The 15903-nt window shown below is 43.8% G+C and carries 13 protein-coding genes and 1 pseudogene; 6 read left to right on the forward strand and 8 right to left on the reverse strand.

All coding sequences use genetic code 11. The annotated features are described in order from the left end of the window. From AAEY83_RS12200 to infA, 4 genes and pseudogenes are all read left to right on the forward strand, one after another. Nucleotides 1-141: pseudogene (locus AAEY83_RS12200) on the forward strand (IS30 family transposase); the annotation flags it as partial. A gap of 78 nt (nucleotides 142-219) precedes the next feature. Further along, complete coding sequence (locus AAEY83_RS12205) at nucleotides 220-1326, forward strand: asparaginase (protein WP_051397414.1); 1107 nt, start codon at nucleotides 220-222, stop codon at nucleotides 1324-1326. A 43-nt stretch (nucleotides 1327-1369) separates the two neighbouring features. Next, entirely contained in the window at nucleotides 1370-2251 is an 882-nt protein-coding gene (gene truA, locus AAEY83_RS12210; RefSeq protein WP_025647240.1) for a tRNA pseudouridine(38-40) synthase TruA, read from the forward strand. A 139-nt stretch (nucleotides 2252-2390) separates the two neighbouring features. Further along, the gene (infA, locus tag AAEY83_RS12215; RefSeq protein ID WP_019671605.1) at nucleotides 2391-2615 is read left to right on the forward strand and encodes a translation initiation factor IF-1; all 225 of its coding nucleotides are present in this window, start codon (nucleotides 2391-2393) and stop codon (nucleotides 2613-2615) included. Nucleotides 2616-2777: 162 nt separating this feature from the next. Here the strand turns inward: infA and AAEY83_RS12220 are convergent, their stop codons facing one another. From AAEY83_RS12220 to leuC, 5 genes are all read right to left on the reverse strand, one after another. Then, nucleotides 2778-3872 carry a L,D-transpeptidase family protein gene (locus AAEY83_RS12220; protein ID WP_025647241.1) on the reverse strand — a complete coding sequence of 365 codons (1095 nt, stop codon included), beginning with the start codon at nucleotides 3870-3872 and terminating at the stop codon, nucleotides 2778-2780. Nucleotides 3873-4197: 325 nt separating this feature from the next. Further along, on the reverse strand, nucleotides 4198-5301 hold the full coding sequence (leuB, locus tag AAEY83_RS12225) for a 3-isopropylmalate dehydrogenase (RefSeq protein WP_025647242.1): 1104 nt from the start codon (nucleotides 5299-5301) through the stop codon (nucleotides 4198-4200). 107 nt (nucleotides 5302-5408) lie between these two features. Then, the gene (locus tag AAEY83_RS12230; protein WP_025647243.1) at nucleotides 5409-6071 is read right to left on the reverse strand and encodes a hypothetical protein; all 663 of its coding nucleotides are present in this window, start codon (nucleotides 6069-6071) and stop codon (nucleotides 5409-5411) included. A 202-nt stretch (nucleotides 6072-6273) separates the two neighbouring features. Further along, nucleotides 6274-6924 carry a 3-isopropylmalate dehydratase small subunit gene (gene leuD, locus AAEY83_RS12235; RefSeq protein ID WP_025647244.1) on the reverse strand — a complete coding sequence of 217 codons (651 nt, stop codon included), beginning with the start codon at nucleotides 6922-6924 and terminating at the stop codon, nucleotides 6274-6276. A gap of 54 nt (nucleotides 6925-6978) precedes the next feature. After that, nucleotides 6979-8397: a 3-isopropylmalate dehydratase large subunit gene (gene leuC / locus AAEY83_RS12240; RefSeq protein ID WP_025647245.1), complete on the reverse strand. Its 1419-nt coding sequence runs from the start codon at nucleotides 8395-8397 to the stop codon at nucleotides 6979-6981. 333 nt (nucleotides 8398-8730) lie between these two features. On the opposite strand from leuC, the gene AAEY83_RS12245 reads away from it, so the two are divergent. Beyond that, nucleotides 8731-9603, forward strand: a complete 873-nt coding sequence (locus tag AAEY83_RS12245; protein WP_025647246.1) for a LysR family transcriptional regulator — start codon at nucleotides 8731-8733, stop codon at nucleotides 9601-9603. Between the two features lie 814 nt (nucleotides 9604-10417). After that, nucleotides 10418-11917 (forward strand): sodium/proline symporter PutP, encoded by a 1500-nt coding sequence (gene putP, locus AAEY83_RS12250; RefSeq protein WP_025647247.1) that lies wholly within the window; start codon nucleotides 10418-10420, stop codon nucleotides 11915-11917. Nucleotides 11918-12373: 456 nt separating this feature from the next. On the opposite strand, the gene AAEY83_RS12255 is transcribed toward putP, so the two are convergent. The 3 genes from AAEY83_RS12255 to AAEY83_RS12265 all read right to left on the reverse strand — a co-directional run bounded on the left by AAEY83_RS12255 (nucleotide 12374) and on the right by AAEY83_RS12265 (nucleotide 15763). Next, nucleotides 12374-13702 (reverse strand): OmpP1/FadL family transporter, encoded by a 1329-nt coding sequence (locus AAEY83_RS12255; RefSeq protein WP_025647248.1) that lies wholly within the window; start codon nucleotides 13700-13702, stop codon nucleotides 12374-12376. Between the two features lie 266 nt (nucleotides 13703-13968). Next, nucleotides 13969-15180 carry an OmpP1/FadL family transporter gene (locus AAEY83_RS12260; protein WP_025647249.1) on the reverse strand — a complete coding sequence of 404 codons (1212 nt, stop codon included), beginning with the start codon at nucleotides 15178-15180 and terminating at the stop codon, nucleotides 13969-13971. Nucleotides 15181-15475: 295 nt separating this feature from the next. After that, complete coding sequence (locus tag AAEY83_RS12265; protein WP_025647250.1) at nucleotides 15476-15763, reverse strand: SlyX family protein; 288 nt, start codon at nucleotides 15761-15763, stop codon at nucleotides 15476-15478. Between the last annotated feature and the right edge of the window lie 140 nt (nucleotides 15764-15903).

The following is a 15903-nucleotide window of genomic DNA, read 5'->3' on the forward strand; positions in this document are numbered from 1 at the left end:
AGAGAGTACTTGCCTAAGGGTTGTGACTTTAGACAAGTCTCTGATAATGAAATACAGGACATTGAGAACAAACTAAATAACAGACCAAGAAAACGATTAGGGTTTAAAACGCCTATGCAGGCGTTCTATAATATTAATTAGCGTTGCACTTGGTGTGTTAATCTAAGTTTTTTATCGTCATCTCATCAACGGTTTTTAATAACATTTTGCGACTTAAATATGGCTTCACGTTCCACATTATCATCTCTCAACTCGCAGTCTGTACAGCTGATTTATGCAGGCGGCACCTTTGGCAGTTATGGGCGGCCACTAGCGCCGCTTGCCGCCGAAGTGTTCTTACCCGCCTTGCAGCAACTTGTCACTGAGCACGATGATGCCGCTTTTTTACCTAAGCTGTGTTGGTTAGATAACTCGCTTATCAAAGACAGTAGCCAATTAACGCCAAGCGACTTTGTACATTTTTATACGCTGTTACTCTCGGCCTATCAAGCTGGCGAGCGCCAGTTTGTGCTGATCACAGGGACTGACACCTTAAGCTACTTAGGAGCGTTTTTGGCAGAAGCTTTTGCCGGTTCTGACATCAGTATTACTCTCACAGGCAGCATGCGTCCACTACTAGATAGCGAAGAGCTGCACGCTTATAAAATCGACAGCCACGGTGATGCTTGGGATAATTTTCGTGAAGCTCTGCGCTTAGCAGCAGCGGGGCAATCAGGGGTGAAGATATGTTTTGGCGGTGAGTCTTGGCCGGCGCAAACGGTGCAAAAGATTCATAGCCATGATTTTATGGCCTTTACCGGTCATCACCGTGCCGCCTATCCTGATAATAGCTATATAGATAAGCTGACAGATACTCGCCGGCAGCATTGGCTTGATGACCAACAACAAGTTTTGGCAGCGGTACAAAATCAGCCACAGCACGCTCATGTTCATGCACTTTACTGCTTGCCTAACGATCCAAGCGTGCTCAGCGAGCAGTTACAAGCGCTGCTGTCAAAACCGCCATGCGCCATTATCTTATTAGGGTTTGGCAGCGGCAACGTACCTTACTCGCCGCAGCTTGCCGAGGCGCTACAAGCGGCTTATAAACAAGGCCATATGGTAGTCTGCGCAAGCCAATGCCCATTTGGCGGCGTGAGTAGCAGTTACGCCGCGGGCAGCTGGCAATATGATTATCACGTCATCGCTGGTGGACGCCTCACTCTCTCTGCGATCTACGCGCGCCTACTGTGGTTATTGCTACGTTACGACACCCCTGCCCGTAGACGTCAGCGCTGGACTTATAGCGTTAACCAAGCAGGAACTTCTACGAGTCGTCAGCGCTAAACAATCCCAAACTCATAAAATAAGCTTAAGCACCTCAACCATTATGACCGACTCTTTAGCAGATAACGCTCAGCCAATAGTGCCGCAAGACGAGCTAATCCAACACACCGATGAAGACACTCCTACTTACACTTTAGCGATAGCTATCGAGTTTTTGGGGACTCATTATTATGGCTGGCAACGACAAAAAGAGGTTTTAGGCGTCCAGCAAGTCCTAGAGGCTGCTATTAGCAAAGTCGCTAACGAGACAGTAGAAGTGGTCGCCGCAGGACGCACCGACTCTGGGGTACACGCAAGTAACATGGTCGCTCACTTTGTCACTCGAGCCTACCGACCGACCCATAATTGGCTGCGCGGTGTCAATAGCTTATTACCCGATGATATTGCACTACGCTGGATTCAGCCGATGCCAAGCGATTTTCATGCGCGCTTTAAGGCCATCGCTCGGCGTTATCGCTATGTTACGCTCAATCAAGACACGCGCCCAGCTATCTTAAACCACCAAGTGACTCACATTCATCAGCCACTTGATCTAGCCGCAATGCAAAAGGCTGCTGCAGACATAGTAGGAACGCATGATTTTACAAGTTTTCGCGCCGCAGCTTGCCAGTCCAATCAGCCGGTGCGTACCATCAGTCATGCCAAGCTCTTTGCTCATGGCGCCTTTATTGTATTTGATATTCAAGCCGATGGCTTTTTGCATCATATGGTACGTAACTTAATGGGTACGCTGTACGCTATCGGCCGTCACGAGCTGCAGCCGGACGACCTCTTAGCTATTTTAGCGCAAAAAGATCGTACGATTGCCCCGCCGACCGCTGCTGGTGATGGACTTTATTTTATAAAAGCGTATTATCCCGAAGAGTACGAGTCGCTGCTCCCAAAAGAGCCACTGACTCCAATTTGGCTCAATCTGCCAGATTAATTTTTTAGATATTCAAGCTCAATTATAATTTGACATACATAACCGCTAAACGCTGTCAAGCAAAAACCCGTTGCCATATTGCTTTAATCGCTAAACTTACGTATAATATTGGCTTATTTTTCATTGATTGATATAAATTATGGCTAAAAAAGACGATATTATCGAGTTTGAAGGCGAAGTCATCGATACCTTGCCAAACACTCTGTTTAAGGTTCGTTTAGAAAACGGACACGAAATCATTGCCCATATCTCTGGCAAAATGCGTAAGCATTACATCCGTATTTTGACTGGTGATAAAGTCAAAGTCGAGATGACGCCTTATGACTTGACCAAAGGTCGTATTACTTATCGTGGTAAGAACTAAACTGCTTACTTCGTATGACCTTTGAGTTTTGATCTAGTCTAGAGAATTAAGCACGCTTAGCATCTCTTGTCAGGCAAAAAATACCGCTAATAATTGTACTAGCGGTATTTTTTTGCCTAATATTCTAGCTTAAGGATTCAATCAATCTGACTTGTTATAAAATCACTTAAACTCTACTGTAGCGTCATCGTCGATAACTCCTAACAAAGATAACGCGTCCCAGTTGGTCAAACGCACGCAGCCTGCTGAGGCTTGGCGACTAATGCGATCAGGATCTGGCGAACCATGTATACCATAAGACGGCTTTGACAAGCCAATCCAAACCTTGCCTACTGGGTTATTAGGACCTGGCGGAATAATAAACTTCTCTCCGTTATCGCCAGTATAAGTATAGTTGGGGCCATTGACTTTCACTTTTACTTCATGCGTACCCGTTGGTGAAGGCGTAGCAGTGCTGCCGACTGTCGTGGGATAGCTAGCTACAAGATTGCCTTGGTCATCATAAGCATAGAGAGTTTCAGTAGTTTTATCCGCGACCACACGGCTGACAGGCGTTGTATTAGGATTGCCCGGATTATAGACGGTGATGGTCTCGCCAGCATTAAAGCTAGCCTTTGGATTTAGAGACTTCAGGTAGCTGTCACTCATATGAAACTTCTCAGCTAATGCCTCGAGCACGGATTCATAATACATGCCCTCGAGATTAGACTTGGCTTCTGCGCTAGCTGGAATCGTGGTCGTTTTGATATTGACATCATCAGGGGTTAATTTATAGCGCACTAGTACAGGTTGACGGGTTAATGCCTCACTCGCTGTCAGTGCATCCCAAGTTTCGGTATTTAATTGGTCAGTGACGCTCAAACCATTAGCCTTTTGAAACGCTTGCATCGCTTTACGAGTGTTTTTGCCCCAGTACCCATCTACTGAGCCGACGCCGCTATGGTGCCAATTTAATAGCGCTTGCAAGCGAGTGCCAACTTCACGATCTATCTTCTCCCCTTCCTTCCAATTAACACTGTTTATTTTTTTTGCAGATTTTGATAATCCCTCTGTCGTATACTCAATAGTTGGTAGTAGCTCGTTAAGAGATTCAGCTGTCGCCTTACTTGCTGCTTTATCGCTATTTATCTTTTGACTGACGCCATTAGTAATGGGGCTAACATCGCTGTTAGTCGCCGCTAGCGCTGGACTCATTAGTAGCACAGTAGATAGACTGCTCGCTAGCATGGCACTGGTGATTTTGGTTAATTGAGACATAGTTTCCTCTAATATTCAATATAGTCTTATAGTGACTTTTTATTATTGTGAAAGTATTTACTAATTTAAATACCTTAATAATAATGCCATAGCGCCCTGTTAGCATATAAGCTCATTATGTTAATAGCGGTCTACTCATATAGTATCTATGTAAATATAGTAGCTATACAAACATAACAACTATGCAAAATCTACGTAAAAAACTGCTTACTTAGTAAATATATTAACAAGCTCTTTTGGACAAAAAAACCTATAAACCGGCAAACGATTTATAGGTTAAATGAGAGATAAAAATCCATAAATATGGACTAGCACTTAAAAACAGCTATAGCAGTTTGGCCAATACCGCCTCGCCCATCTGACGACAGCCCACTTGCGTCAGGCCACTTTCGCTGTTATCCAAGATATCAACCGTACGTAGACCATCATCCAACACATCGCTGACCGCTTGCTCTATCGCTTGTGCAGCGGTCTCTTGCTTAAAAGTATAGCGTAGCATCATAGCTACCGATAGAATCGTCGCTAAGGGATTGGCTTTATCTTGTCCAGCGATATCAGGAGCCGAGCCATGACAAGGCTCATACATACCTTTACCGTCCTCATCGAGGCTCGCTGATGGTAGCATCCCAATAGAGCCTGTAAGCATAGCCGCTTCATCCGATAAAATATCGCCGAACATGTTGCCAGTGACCATAACATCGAACTGTTTGGGATCCTTTATGAGCTGCATACAAGCGTTGTCAGCGTACATGTGCGACAACTCAACATCGCTATAATCCGCTTCTTGCATCTTAATCATCGTCTGCTTCCACAGCTCAGTCACCTCTAACACGTTGGCTTTATCAACTGAACAAATCTTAGCCGGCTTACCGCTGGTTTGGGCGCGAGTCTGCGCCATCTCAAACGCGACTTTGCCGATACGCTCAATCTCGCTGGTGCTATACACCATAGTGTTATAGCCCTGCTGCTCGCCATTATCTAAAGTACGGATGCCGCGCGGTTCACCAAAATAGATACCACCCGTCAGCTCACGGACGATTAATAAGTCAAGCCCTGAGATGATATCGGCTTTGACACTCGAAGCATTCGCTAGCTGCGGATATAGTTTGGCGACACGCAAATTAGCAAACAGACCAAGCTCACTGCGAATCTTGAGCAAACCACGTTCAGGACGTTTACTGCGCTCAATGTTATCCCACTTAGGGCCACCAACTGCGCCTAACAGTACAGCGTCGGCTGCACGAGCCTGCCTTAAAGTCTCCTCGGACAACGGCTCACCAGTCGCATCAATCGCCGCACCGCCAAGAAGCCCCGACTCCAGAGTAAAGCCCAAATCGAATTTATCATTGGCCGCTTTTAGGACATCGATAGCTTGAGTCATAATCTCAGGACCGATGCCATCGCCTGCTAGTGTCAATATAGTCGCCATACTTTTCCTTGTCTTTGAATATTGTAATAAAACTAGAGCTTGTCAAAACTTAGTTATTTGTGGGAATCGGAGGTTTTAATCATTGCGATAAAACGTTATAAAAGGATTTAACTGGTCACCGTATCATCAAACACGCCAGTTTCTACAAACTCGCCTTGACGCTCAGTATCAACTTGCTTACAAAAACGACGCTTAATAGTGCCATCTTGAATAAGCTCTATGCATAGAGGGTTCGGCGATGCACTCGTTAATAAGCTACTGTCTTTTTGTTGAGATTGAACTTTATAAGCGCGCAGCTGATAAGTACCCGCAACGAACTCGTGAATAACCGTGAAACGCTCGACGTATTCTAAGTTATTTTCAGGATAGAAGTTCACTTGTACTTCGCGTTTGATAGGTGTTACTCGGGCGTAATAATTAGTCAAACCGGAGATGCCAGAGGCCGATAACGGCACCAGCTTAACAGCTTTAGTATCGACTAGTGGCACCTTATCTTTTTCAGGTTTTACTATTACAATGTTACGGTCAACAGGCTGATGCGTCTCTTCTGCAATAGTCGGCGTTTGATCGATGCGAGTAATCTCACAGTGATAAGTACCTACACAAGCGATATTAGTCTCGCCTGCCACCGGGTAAATCTTGCCAGACCAATTGTCAGCACTATCAGCAGCTTCTATCTGATGATAGCCTGTAAAAAGCTGACAACTTGATAACAGTGCACTCATAGCAAAAGTGGCACCAACATAAGCGGCAAAACGTGTTTTTTTCATAATGACGGCTACTTTTTGTAAATGATAAAGTTGCTTTTATAATAGCTATCTTGCCGCCATAACTCAATACAGTATTGCTCCCTGTATAACTATTATTAACGCTGGTATCAATAATAGTCATCATTCTCGCTGCTACTGATTTATCGACATATCGTTTGTCAAAACGGACTATCAACCCTAACTATTAAGTCTAAAATTTGGCTTAAGCATGCACTTGATTAAATATCCAAGGCGTCTTTTGCATCATTTTATGCTCATAGTCTTTGATAGCATCGCTTTGTTGCAAGGTTAGACCGATATCATCGAGACCATTTAACAGACAATGCTTGCGAAACTCATCGATCTCAAACGCATACTCTTCTCCTGTCGGGGTGATGACCACTTGGCGCTCTAGATCAGCGGTCAGCTCATAGCCCTCATTCGCTTGCGTGGCTTGCATAAGCGTATCGACAATAGCTTCATCTAAAATAATGGGCAGCATTCCGTTCTTAAAGCAGTTATTATAAAAGATATCGGCAAAGCTTGGCGCAATCACCGTACGAAAGCCGTATTCTGAGAGGGCCCATGGCGCATGCTCGCGACTAGAGCCACAACCAAAGTTTTTACGCGCAAGCAAAATCGTTGCGCCTTGATAGCGGGGCTGATTTAAGACAAAATCAGGGTTGATCGGGCGTTTACTATTATCTTGCCCCGGAAACCCTTCGTCCAAATAGCGCCAATCGTCAAATAAATTGACGCCAAAACCGGTGCGCTTAATAGATTTTAAAAACTGCTTAGGGATAATCTGATCGGTATCAACGTTTGAGCGGTCTAAAGGGCATACAATGCCCGTTTGAATATTATAAGCTTGCATAGTGTTTCCTATAAATAACTATCGAATGTTAGAAGAGTAATCGATTATCCTCTTCTAAAAAGTACGCACATCGACAAAGTGACCCGCCAATGCGGCCGCTGTCGCCATCGCTGGACTCACTAAATGCGTGCGCCCGCCATTGCCTTGACGGCCCTCAAAGTTACGGTTAGAGGTCGACGCGCAGTGCTCACCGGGCTCAAGCTTATCGGCATTCATCGCCAAGCACATTGAGCAACCAGGCTCGCGCCACTCAAACCCTGCATCAGTAAATAGCGTATCTAAGCCCTCAGCTTCTGCCTGCAGTTTGACTTGTCCGGAGCCAGCAACGACGATCGCTTCTTTGACGCTATCAGCGACCGTGCGCCCTTTAATTACTGCTGCCGCATCACGCAAATCTTCAATACGCGAGTTGGTACAAGAGCCGATAAAAATACGATCAAGATGAATATCTGTTATCGGCTGACCTGCCTTGAGTCCCATATAACGGTATGCGCGCATCCAGCCCTCTTCTTGAGTGGCATCTGCCGCTTGCTCTGGCGTCGGAACGGACCCCGTGACATCAACGACCATCTCAGGAGAGGTGCCCCAAGAGACTTGCGGGGCAATCTGGCTACCATCAATCTCAACGACAGTATCGAACACCGCATCAGCATCTGAATACAAAGTACGCCAGTAGCGCTCTGCTTGCTGCCACTGCTCACCAGTGGGTGCGTAAGGACGACCTTTGACATAATCGATGGTAGTATCATCAACTGCCACCATGCCAACGCGCGCACCTGCTTCAATCGCCATGTTACAGACCGTCATCCGGCCCTCCATGCTCATCTCTTCAAAGACCTGACCGGCAAACTCGATAGCGTGACCGTTGCCGCCGGCGGTACCGATCTTCGCGATAATCGCGAGCACCACATCCTTTGGCGTCACCCCAGCACCAAGCTCACCGGTGACACGGATCTGCATATTTTTCATTTTTTTGGTGATCAGGCACTGCGTCGCTAAGACATGCTCAACCTCAGAGGTCCCGATACCATGCGCTAAGCAGCCAAGCGCACCATGAGTAGCGGTATGTGAGTCTCCGCAGACAACCGTCATACCCGGTAACACTAAACCTTGCTCAGGTCCTACCACGTGCAAGATACCTTGACGCGCATCATTGATCGTAAATTCAGCAATATTGAATTTGGCGCAGTTGTCATCGAGCGTGACCACTTGCAGACGCGATACTTTATCTTTGATACCTTCAACGCCTTCTAGACGCTCTTTGGTCACCGTCGGTACATTATGATCTGGACTTGCGATATTGGCCGACAGACGCCACGGCGCTCTGTTGGCCAGCTCTAAGCCCTCAAAAGCTTGCGGACTCGTCACTTCATGCAGTAGATGACGGTCAATATAAATAAGGCTAGAACCATCATCACGCTTGCTGACTTCGTGAGCATTCCAAAGTTTGTCGTATAATGTTTGAGCGGCCATGTAGCTGTCCTTTTCCGGTTACTGATCTTTGAACTGAGCTTCAATTAGTATGCGCCTATACTGAACGCTAATATCCTAATTATACCTTATAAGCTAAATCGATAACGCTGTAGTCTATTTAATTAATAACTATTTATTTGCTAAACTTAACAATTAACAAAAATAACAAAGTAAAAGTGTTAAAAAGTGGGTTCATCTCTTGTGATTATAGCAGCCTAATCCTATAATAATAATTGATGATTTTTATCCATTCCCAAACTTATATTTCTAATAAATTGTGATTGGATTAGCCAACTTTTAATTATAGCTCTACATATAGCTAAGGATACCGGTTTGAATACCACCAATTTGACAACGTTTGTCACCGTTATGCAAACAGGCAGTATCTCAGGAGCAGCAGAAAAGCTGTTTATCACTCAGCCTGCCGTCAGCAAACGTATCAAAAACTTAGAAGACGAATTCAATATTACGCTATTTGACACCGTAGGCCGCGGTATCGTGCCTACCCAAGCCGCTAACGAGATGCTGCCGCACGCCCGGCGTTGGCTCGATGATTATGATAATTTTAGGATTAATCTTCAGCACTCAGAACAAGTGGTCTCAGGCAAGCTAGTCATTGGTACGAGTCATCATATTGGTCTACATCACTTAGCGCCAGTGCTCAAGCATTTTATTCAAGCTTATCCTGCTGTGCAGTTAGAAGTACATTTTGTCGACTCTGAAGAGGCGCACAAATCCGTTCTTGATGGTAACTTATCTCTGGCTTTCTTAACCTTACCGCCCGTCTATGACAAGCGCTTGACTTATCATACGCTATGGTCCGATCCACTATATTTCATGACCGGCACGTTATCGCCCTTAGCGCAAAAAACCAATGTGACTTTAGAGCAGCTAGCACACTATCCAGCTATTCTACCTTCTGCCAATACCTTTACGAGTCAGATCACCTTGGCTGAATTTGCCAAACATAACTTAAAGCCTTATGCCACAATGAGTACCAATCCACTTGAGTCGATTCGTATGCTCGTCTCCGTAGGACTGGGCTGGTCGGTACTGCCGCAAACCCTGATAAGCCAAGACTTAGAGCGTATCAATATGGCGGATAATATCGAGCTGCAACGCTACTTAGGCGTGGTTATCAATCCAAAATTGACGCGCTCTAGCAGTGTCGAGGCGCTATTAGAGCTACTTGCACCTATTGATTAATTCATGATACCGTTAGTAATATAAACGTAACAAATATGATAAACGTGATCCACAAGGTCACGTTTTTTTTATAGTTATTCTATAGCTCAAAATTATTGAGGGGCTTATGTAACGCTAGTCGCATCTAATCTACGATTAGTAATTGATATTGTGATGCGTTATAATTTTTAAGTATGAACTTTAACATTCAGTTACTTCAGTGATAACTATGTCATTTTAATTAATGCTCTAGCATTATTGAAGTAAGGTTACTGACTGATCTACTTGATAACTGATGCTACTTAATTTAATGATGAATCTAGTGTTAAAAGTAGCTGACAGTATCACTGATTTGCAATGCTATTGATTTAAGATCTGCTTGAGTATTAAAGGTCATAACTAAAGACAGTATAATTAAATTAGCAGCCAGTTTCATTTATGTTTGTGAGTAAGATGACTTATACAACCATAAATGACAGCTCATTTTCAAAAAGAGCTTATTATCTGCTTTTAGAGTCATATCGATAAACGTATGGTAAAACTGACGATTTTAAACGATTGATATCCTTCACTGCGATGAATAAAGAATGACTTACTTTTATTTATCGGTGTAAGCCTAAAGCTGACTGTGATTATATCAATCCTGTACAGTCAAAAGTAATCACTTATTGATAAGTGCAAAGTTAATAAGTGCAAAGTTAATAAGTGCAAAGCCATTACGAGATATCTAATGGCTTTTATTGTTTTTAGATATCACCTTTTGTGCTGAGTTTCTATTTTTATCTCGATAGCAAAATATAATAACAGCCAACAGCGTTGGTTAAGGACAATTTATATGAACGGAGTTTCTAGTGGCGTGCTGATATCGCTTGCCGCCTATTTCTTAGTGATGATTGGGATTGGTATTTATGCTTACTTTAAGCAGGCCAATGATACTGAAGGTTACATGCTTGGGGGCCGTAATCTCGGTCCAGCAGTTACTGCATTATCCGCAGGTGCTTCAGACATGTCAGGTTGGTTACTACTTGGCTTACCTGGTTATATGTATGCAGATGGTGTGGTTAGTATTTGGATCGCACTTGGTTTGACATTAGGGGCATTATTAAACTATCTGATCGTAGCACCTCGCCTTCGTGTGTACACCGAAGTAGCTGACAACGCTATTACCCTACCCGATTACTTCGCCAACCGCTTTGAAGACAAGTCACACATGCTACGTGTCATCTCAGCCGTTGTCATCATTCTATTCTTTACCGTTTATACCGCTGCAAGTCTTGTAGGGGGTGGTAAACTTTTCGAAAGCTCATTGAACCTATCTTATAGCACAGGCCTATGGGTTACTGCTGGTGTGGTAGTTGCTTATACACTATTCGGTGGTTTTCTCGCTGTATCCATGACTGACTTCGTACAAGGGGTCATCATGTTATTTGCTATGGTGATCGTCCCTATCGTTGCCTTTACTGATCTTGGCGGCATTTCAGCTACGACAACCGCAGTCCAAAATATCGATCCAAGCTTGCTCGATATCACCAGTGGTATGACAGCACTTGGTATCATCTCACTGATGGCCTGGGGCTTGGGTTATTTTGGTCAGCCGCATATTATCGTACGTTTTATGGCGATTCGCTCAGTTAGAGACGTTCCGACCGCCCGTAATATTGGTATGAGCTGGATGATTATCAGCCTTATTGGTGCCTTGATGACTGGTTTTGCTGGTCGTGCGTATGTGCAAAAGACTGCCATGACATTAGATGATCCTGAGACTATCTTTTTGGTATTCACGCAGTTCTTATTCCATCCATTGGTTTCAGGCTTCTTATTAGCGGCCATCTTGGCAGCGATCATGAGTACCATCTCCTCTCAGCTATTGGTGGTATCAAGCTCATTGACTAAGGACGTGTATAAGCTGTTCTTTGATAAAGAAGCCCCAGAGGCGCGTCAAGTACTCGTCGGCCGTATTTCTGTGATTGTCGTTGCTGTTGTCGCTATTTTGCTGGCATCAAACCCAGACAGCTCAGTACTGAACCTCGTTTCTAACGCTTGGGCAGGATTTGGCGCGGCATTTGGCCCGCTCGTTATCTTTAGTCTGACATGGCGCGGTATGAACCGTAACGGCGCTGTCGCCGGTATGGTTGTCGGTGCATTGACGGTCATCTTGTGGGTCTATGGTCCATTCGAGATGAATGGAGTCGCCCTAAATAGCTGGTTATATGCTATCGTTCCAGGCTTTATCTTGAGCACCATTGCTATCTTTGCAGTGAGTATCATGACTGGCGGTCCAAGACCTACGGTATCTGATAGATATAAAGAAATGGAGCTGAATTTAAACAAATAAATTCATAGACTATTGAATATTAAAAAACCTCGCTATCAAAGATGGCGAGGTTTTTTATTGGTAGCTATTAATTATGATGTAAGTAGCTACTATTATAAGTAGGAAGGCTGGTCTAACCTTCTATTATGAGTATCTACTCTTAATAGAATAGCTATGTACTATTGCTAAATGGGTCTGTCTAAACATGCCCCTACCTATATGGATAGCTAACTATCATATAGGTAGCGACAATGGATACACTGCTTACCATTCAATCAACTGGAAGGCAGCTGTCACATGTGTAGCAACATATGAGTAGTAAGTAGGTTGTAGCTATCAGTTATTAATTTACTCTCTGTAAAACACTCTAAATATCTTTCCATATCTAAGAGTTTTTATTCAATTAAAATATTGGAATCAATAAAAAAGCGACCTATGATAGGCCGCTTTTTATTGTCTACAGGAGATACAAATCGATTATTTACCCTGATAAGAAAGCTTTAAACCAGCAATGTAACCATCATTATCTTGGAAATCACCAACGATCTTTCCACTAGGTAGACGACCTTTTGCATCACCGAACCATAAGTATTTACCACCAACTGAAACGGCCCATTCAGGCGTGACATTGTACTTGGCACCTAAGCCTACGCTGTAATACCCTTCGATAGGACCTAAGGAGGTGGTTGGGTCACCTGCACCACTATCCCAACCTACTGTGCCACTGACCGCTAGAGCCTGTGCAAGGCGTTTAGCTAGACCAAGCTCTACTTGCCACTGATCATCATCATAGTCGACTAAGTTAAGACCATCAGGACGGGCAGCATTTTTACTAACTTCGTTATATAATGGCGGCGTAATGACAAAGTCGCTCCAAGGTACCCAACGGACTTTTGCCGTTGCTAAAGTAGTCGGATTGATACCTGTTTGGAAGTCGAAGTTCACTGACTTAGGAGTCGTAATCTCGTATCGACTAGTTTGATTGGCTAAAAGAGCACGTGGAGGAGTACCTATTGCACCGATGGTCGGCGCTAAAGGGTAGGTTTCAGATATTTCAATATCATGATCAATTTCAGAACGATAAGTTAGTGCTGCTTTTAATGCGATTTCAGGCTTACTAAAAGAGAAACCTGCAATATAACCGTAGTCCATGTCAGGGTTGCTGTTCGACGTGTAGCCAGTAGCAGGACCGTAAGCAAGACCACGTAGTTTTGTTTCAGACTGAATACGCTGTGCTACTGGACCGCCATAAACTTGAAAGTTTTTATTGGCACCAAACTTCATACCAAGAATACCCGTTAGGCTCTGGCTACGAACCTCTACATTAGTGTTTTCACCAGCAGTTCCAGCTTCAGCTCCAACTATCGCATTACCTATTGGCCCGCTAGGTGCTGGGTCATTTGCGAACTCTCCTGATGAGTCAGCTGGATTAGTATTTGCGACAAAATTATTATCACCGCTATATTCCGCCGCAGCACCGAAAGGCTCATCGTATAGTAAGCCAATACTGAATGTATCATTGATGTCCGTTTTTACACCGTAACGGAAAAAGTCATAAGACTCAGCAATATCGCCCGTTTTGTTACCGCGTACATAGGTATTATCGAATGGGTTGTTATTGGAACTATCATAACCACTTACATCAGCGTCAATATAAGTATAGACCGCTTCAGCGTAAGTGCCATCTTGAAAAAAAGCAGTGACATCTTGACCTGAACGATCAAGACCAGCAGCATTAGCCATACTAGCTACAGAAAAAGCAGCTAAGGCTACCGTAAGGGTTTTTAAGTGAAAGGTAGGGCGCATTGTGTATCTCCAAACATCCTCATTGTTTAACCGTTGCCATAGTCCAGTTGTTACTAAACATGTAAACGGGGTCCTAAATTGAATAGTAATGTTTTTTTGACACTAAAACAACATTTAAAGTGCTTTATTTCTTAAATATGACCAAACAGTACAAAATGTAGTTATCCGTAATCAACTGTCGACTGACTCAATATTTCACTCATTCATTATTAATTAAAAAAGCGACCCCTAAGGATCGCTTTTTTATTGAGCTTAAATCAGACTTATTACTTAGACTGATAAGAAATCTTTGCCCCAAGTACATAACCGTCATTGTCTTCGAAGTTACTAACAACCGTTTTACTTGGAATTTGACCTTCAGCATCACCGAACCATAAGTATTTACCACCAGCAGATACGGCCCAGTTCTCGGTAACATTATACTTTGCGCCAAGGCCAACACTATAATAGCCCTCGATAGGACCTAGTGACGTCACTGGGTCACCTGCACCACTATCCCAACCGATATTACCTGAAACTGCTAATGCAGGAGTTAGACGTTTGGCCAGACCAAGCTCTACTTGCCACTGATCGTCATCATAGCTGACTAAATCTAAACCTTCAGGAGGTATACCAGTACCTTGAGGCAGAGTTGCTAATACTTGACTAAAACCATTATATAGTCCTGGTGTAATCGCGAAATCACTCCACGGTACCCAGCGTACTTTTGCAGTCGCTAATGTCGTCGGGTTGATACCCGTCTGAAAATCAAAGTTTACTGACTCAGGTGTGGTAATTTCAATATCACCACTTCGATTTGCTGAAAGGCCCGGGATAGGTAGACTATCGACAAAAGGATATAGCTCAGCAGAATTAGCAGTATGCTCAATTTCCGAGCGGTAAGTCAATGCTGCTTTTAAAGCAATCTCAGGCTTACTATACGACGCACCTGCTAACCAACCATAGTCTTGATCCGCATTAACATTTAAAGTATAACCATTAGCAACGCTATAAGCCTCACCACGTAGCTTTACGTCAGCTTTGACACGCTGCGCGACAGGACCACCATACACTTGGAACTCTTTGTTTTCACCAAACTTTGCACCAAGGATACCGGTTAAGCTTTCAGTACGAACTTCAACATTGGTACCTTCGCCTGTTGCATCTACAAAGTTGCTATCGCCTACATAGTCAGCCGCAGCACCGAAGGGCTCATCATATAAAACACCAATGCTAAAGGTTTCGTTGATGTCAGTCTTTACACCATAACGGAAAAAATCATAATCCTCAGCAATGTCGTCGATCTTATTACCTGAGGTATCTTTACCAGTTACATCAGCGTCGATATAAGTATAGACGGTCTCTGCATAAGTGCCATCTTGCAAAAATGCGGTAATATCTTGACCGGAACGATCAAGGCCTGCAGCGCTAGCCGCGCTTGCCACTGAAAAAGTAGCGATCGCTACGCTAAGAGCCTTTAAACAAAAAGTGCTACGCATTAGTTCTCTCCAAACATCCTAACTGTTTTATTTCCTTGTTTAACCTAGCTAAGAACAGTTAACTCAACCAAACTTCGCTAAACAAGGGGGATTGAAGGGCAAGATACTAATAGCTTTTGAAGTTGATGACAACCATAAAAAATAATTATTTAGTTACTATGCCGTCACAATATAGTCACAACTTTACATTTAGAAAAGCTCATATAATCCGGTCTGCGTTTTGATTCAAACCATACAAGCGGCTATCTAAGCAGGCTGATACTTAAATATTGCAATGATGAAAATAACATTTTTCTCAATAATGCGGAGGTTTATCTGCTAGGACATCAAAAGGAGCGATGCCGTCACCTTGGTTTTGACTCTGCATTTGGTTATAGATAAGCTGCAACTGTCGCTGTAGCGTTTGAATATCTTTATCTTGACGAGCAATCACTTGATCTAGACGCTCTACGGTCAGCTCGAGATGCGCCATACTCATCTGTAGCTCAATCATCTCACCTTTTAGCTCCGCTGAGGCTAGCGGGTCATTCGCTATAGGCTCTTTTTCTATATTCCCTAAGGTGTGGGGTGAAGCGTCTTTCATAGTACATATCCGGTCGATTATGTGATTATTGGGTGGTGATAAGCGGTTTTGAATATTCGCAAATTAGGGCGTGTTGAACATTCGACCGTGGCACTGACAGAGACTATTTTTTAGGCGATTTGCAGATAAAAATGGTAAGT

The sequence above is a fragment of the Psychrobacter sp. TB20-MNA-CIBAN-0197 genome, from assembly GCF_040309765.1.
In the GTDB taxonomy this organism is placed as follows: domain Bacteria; phylum Pseudomonadota; class Gammaproteobacteria; order Pseudomonadales; family Moraxellaceae; genus Psychrobacter; species Psychrobacter submarinus.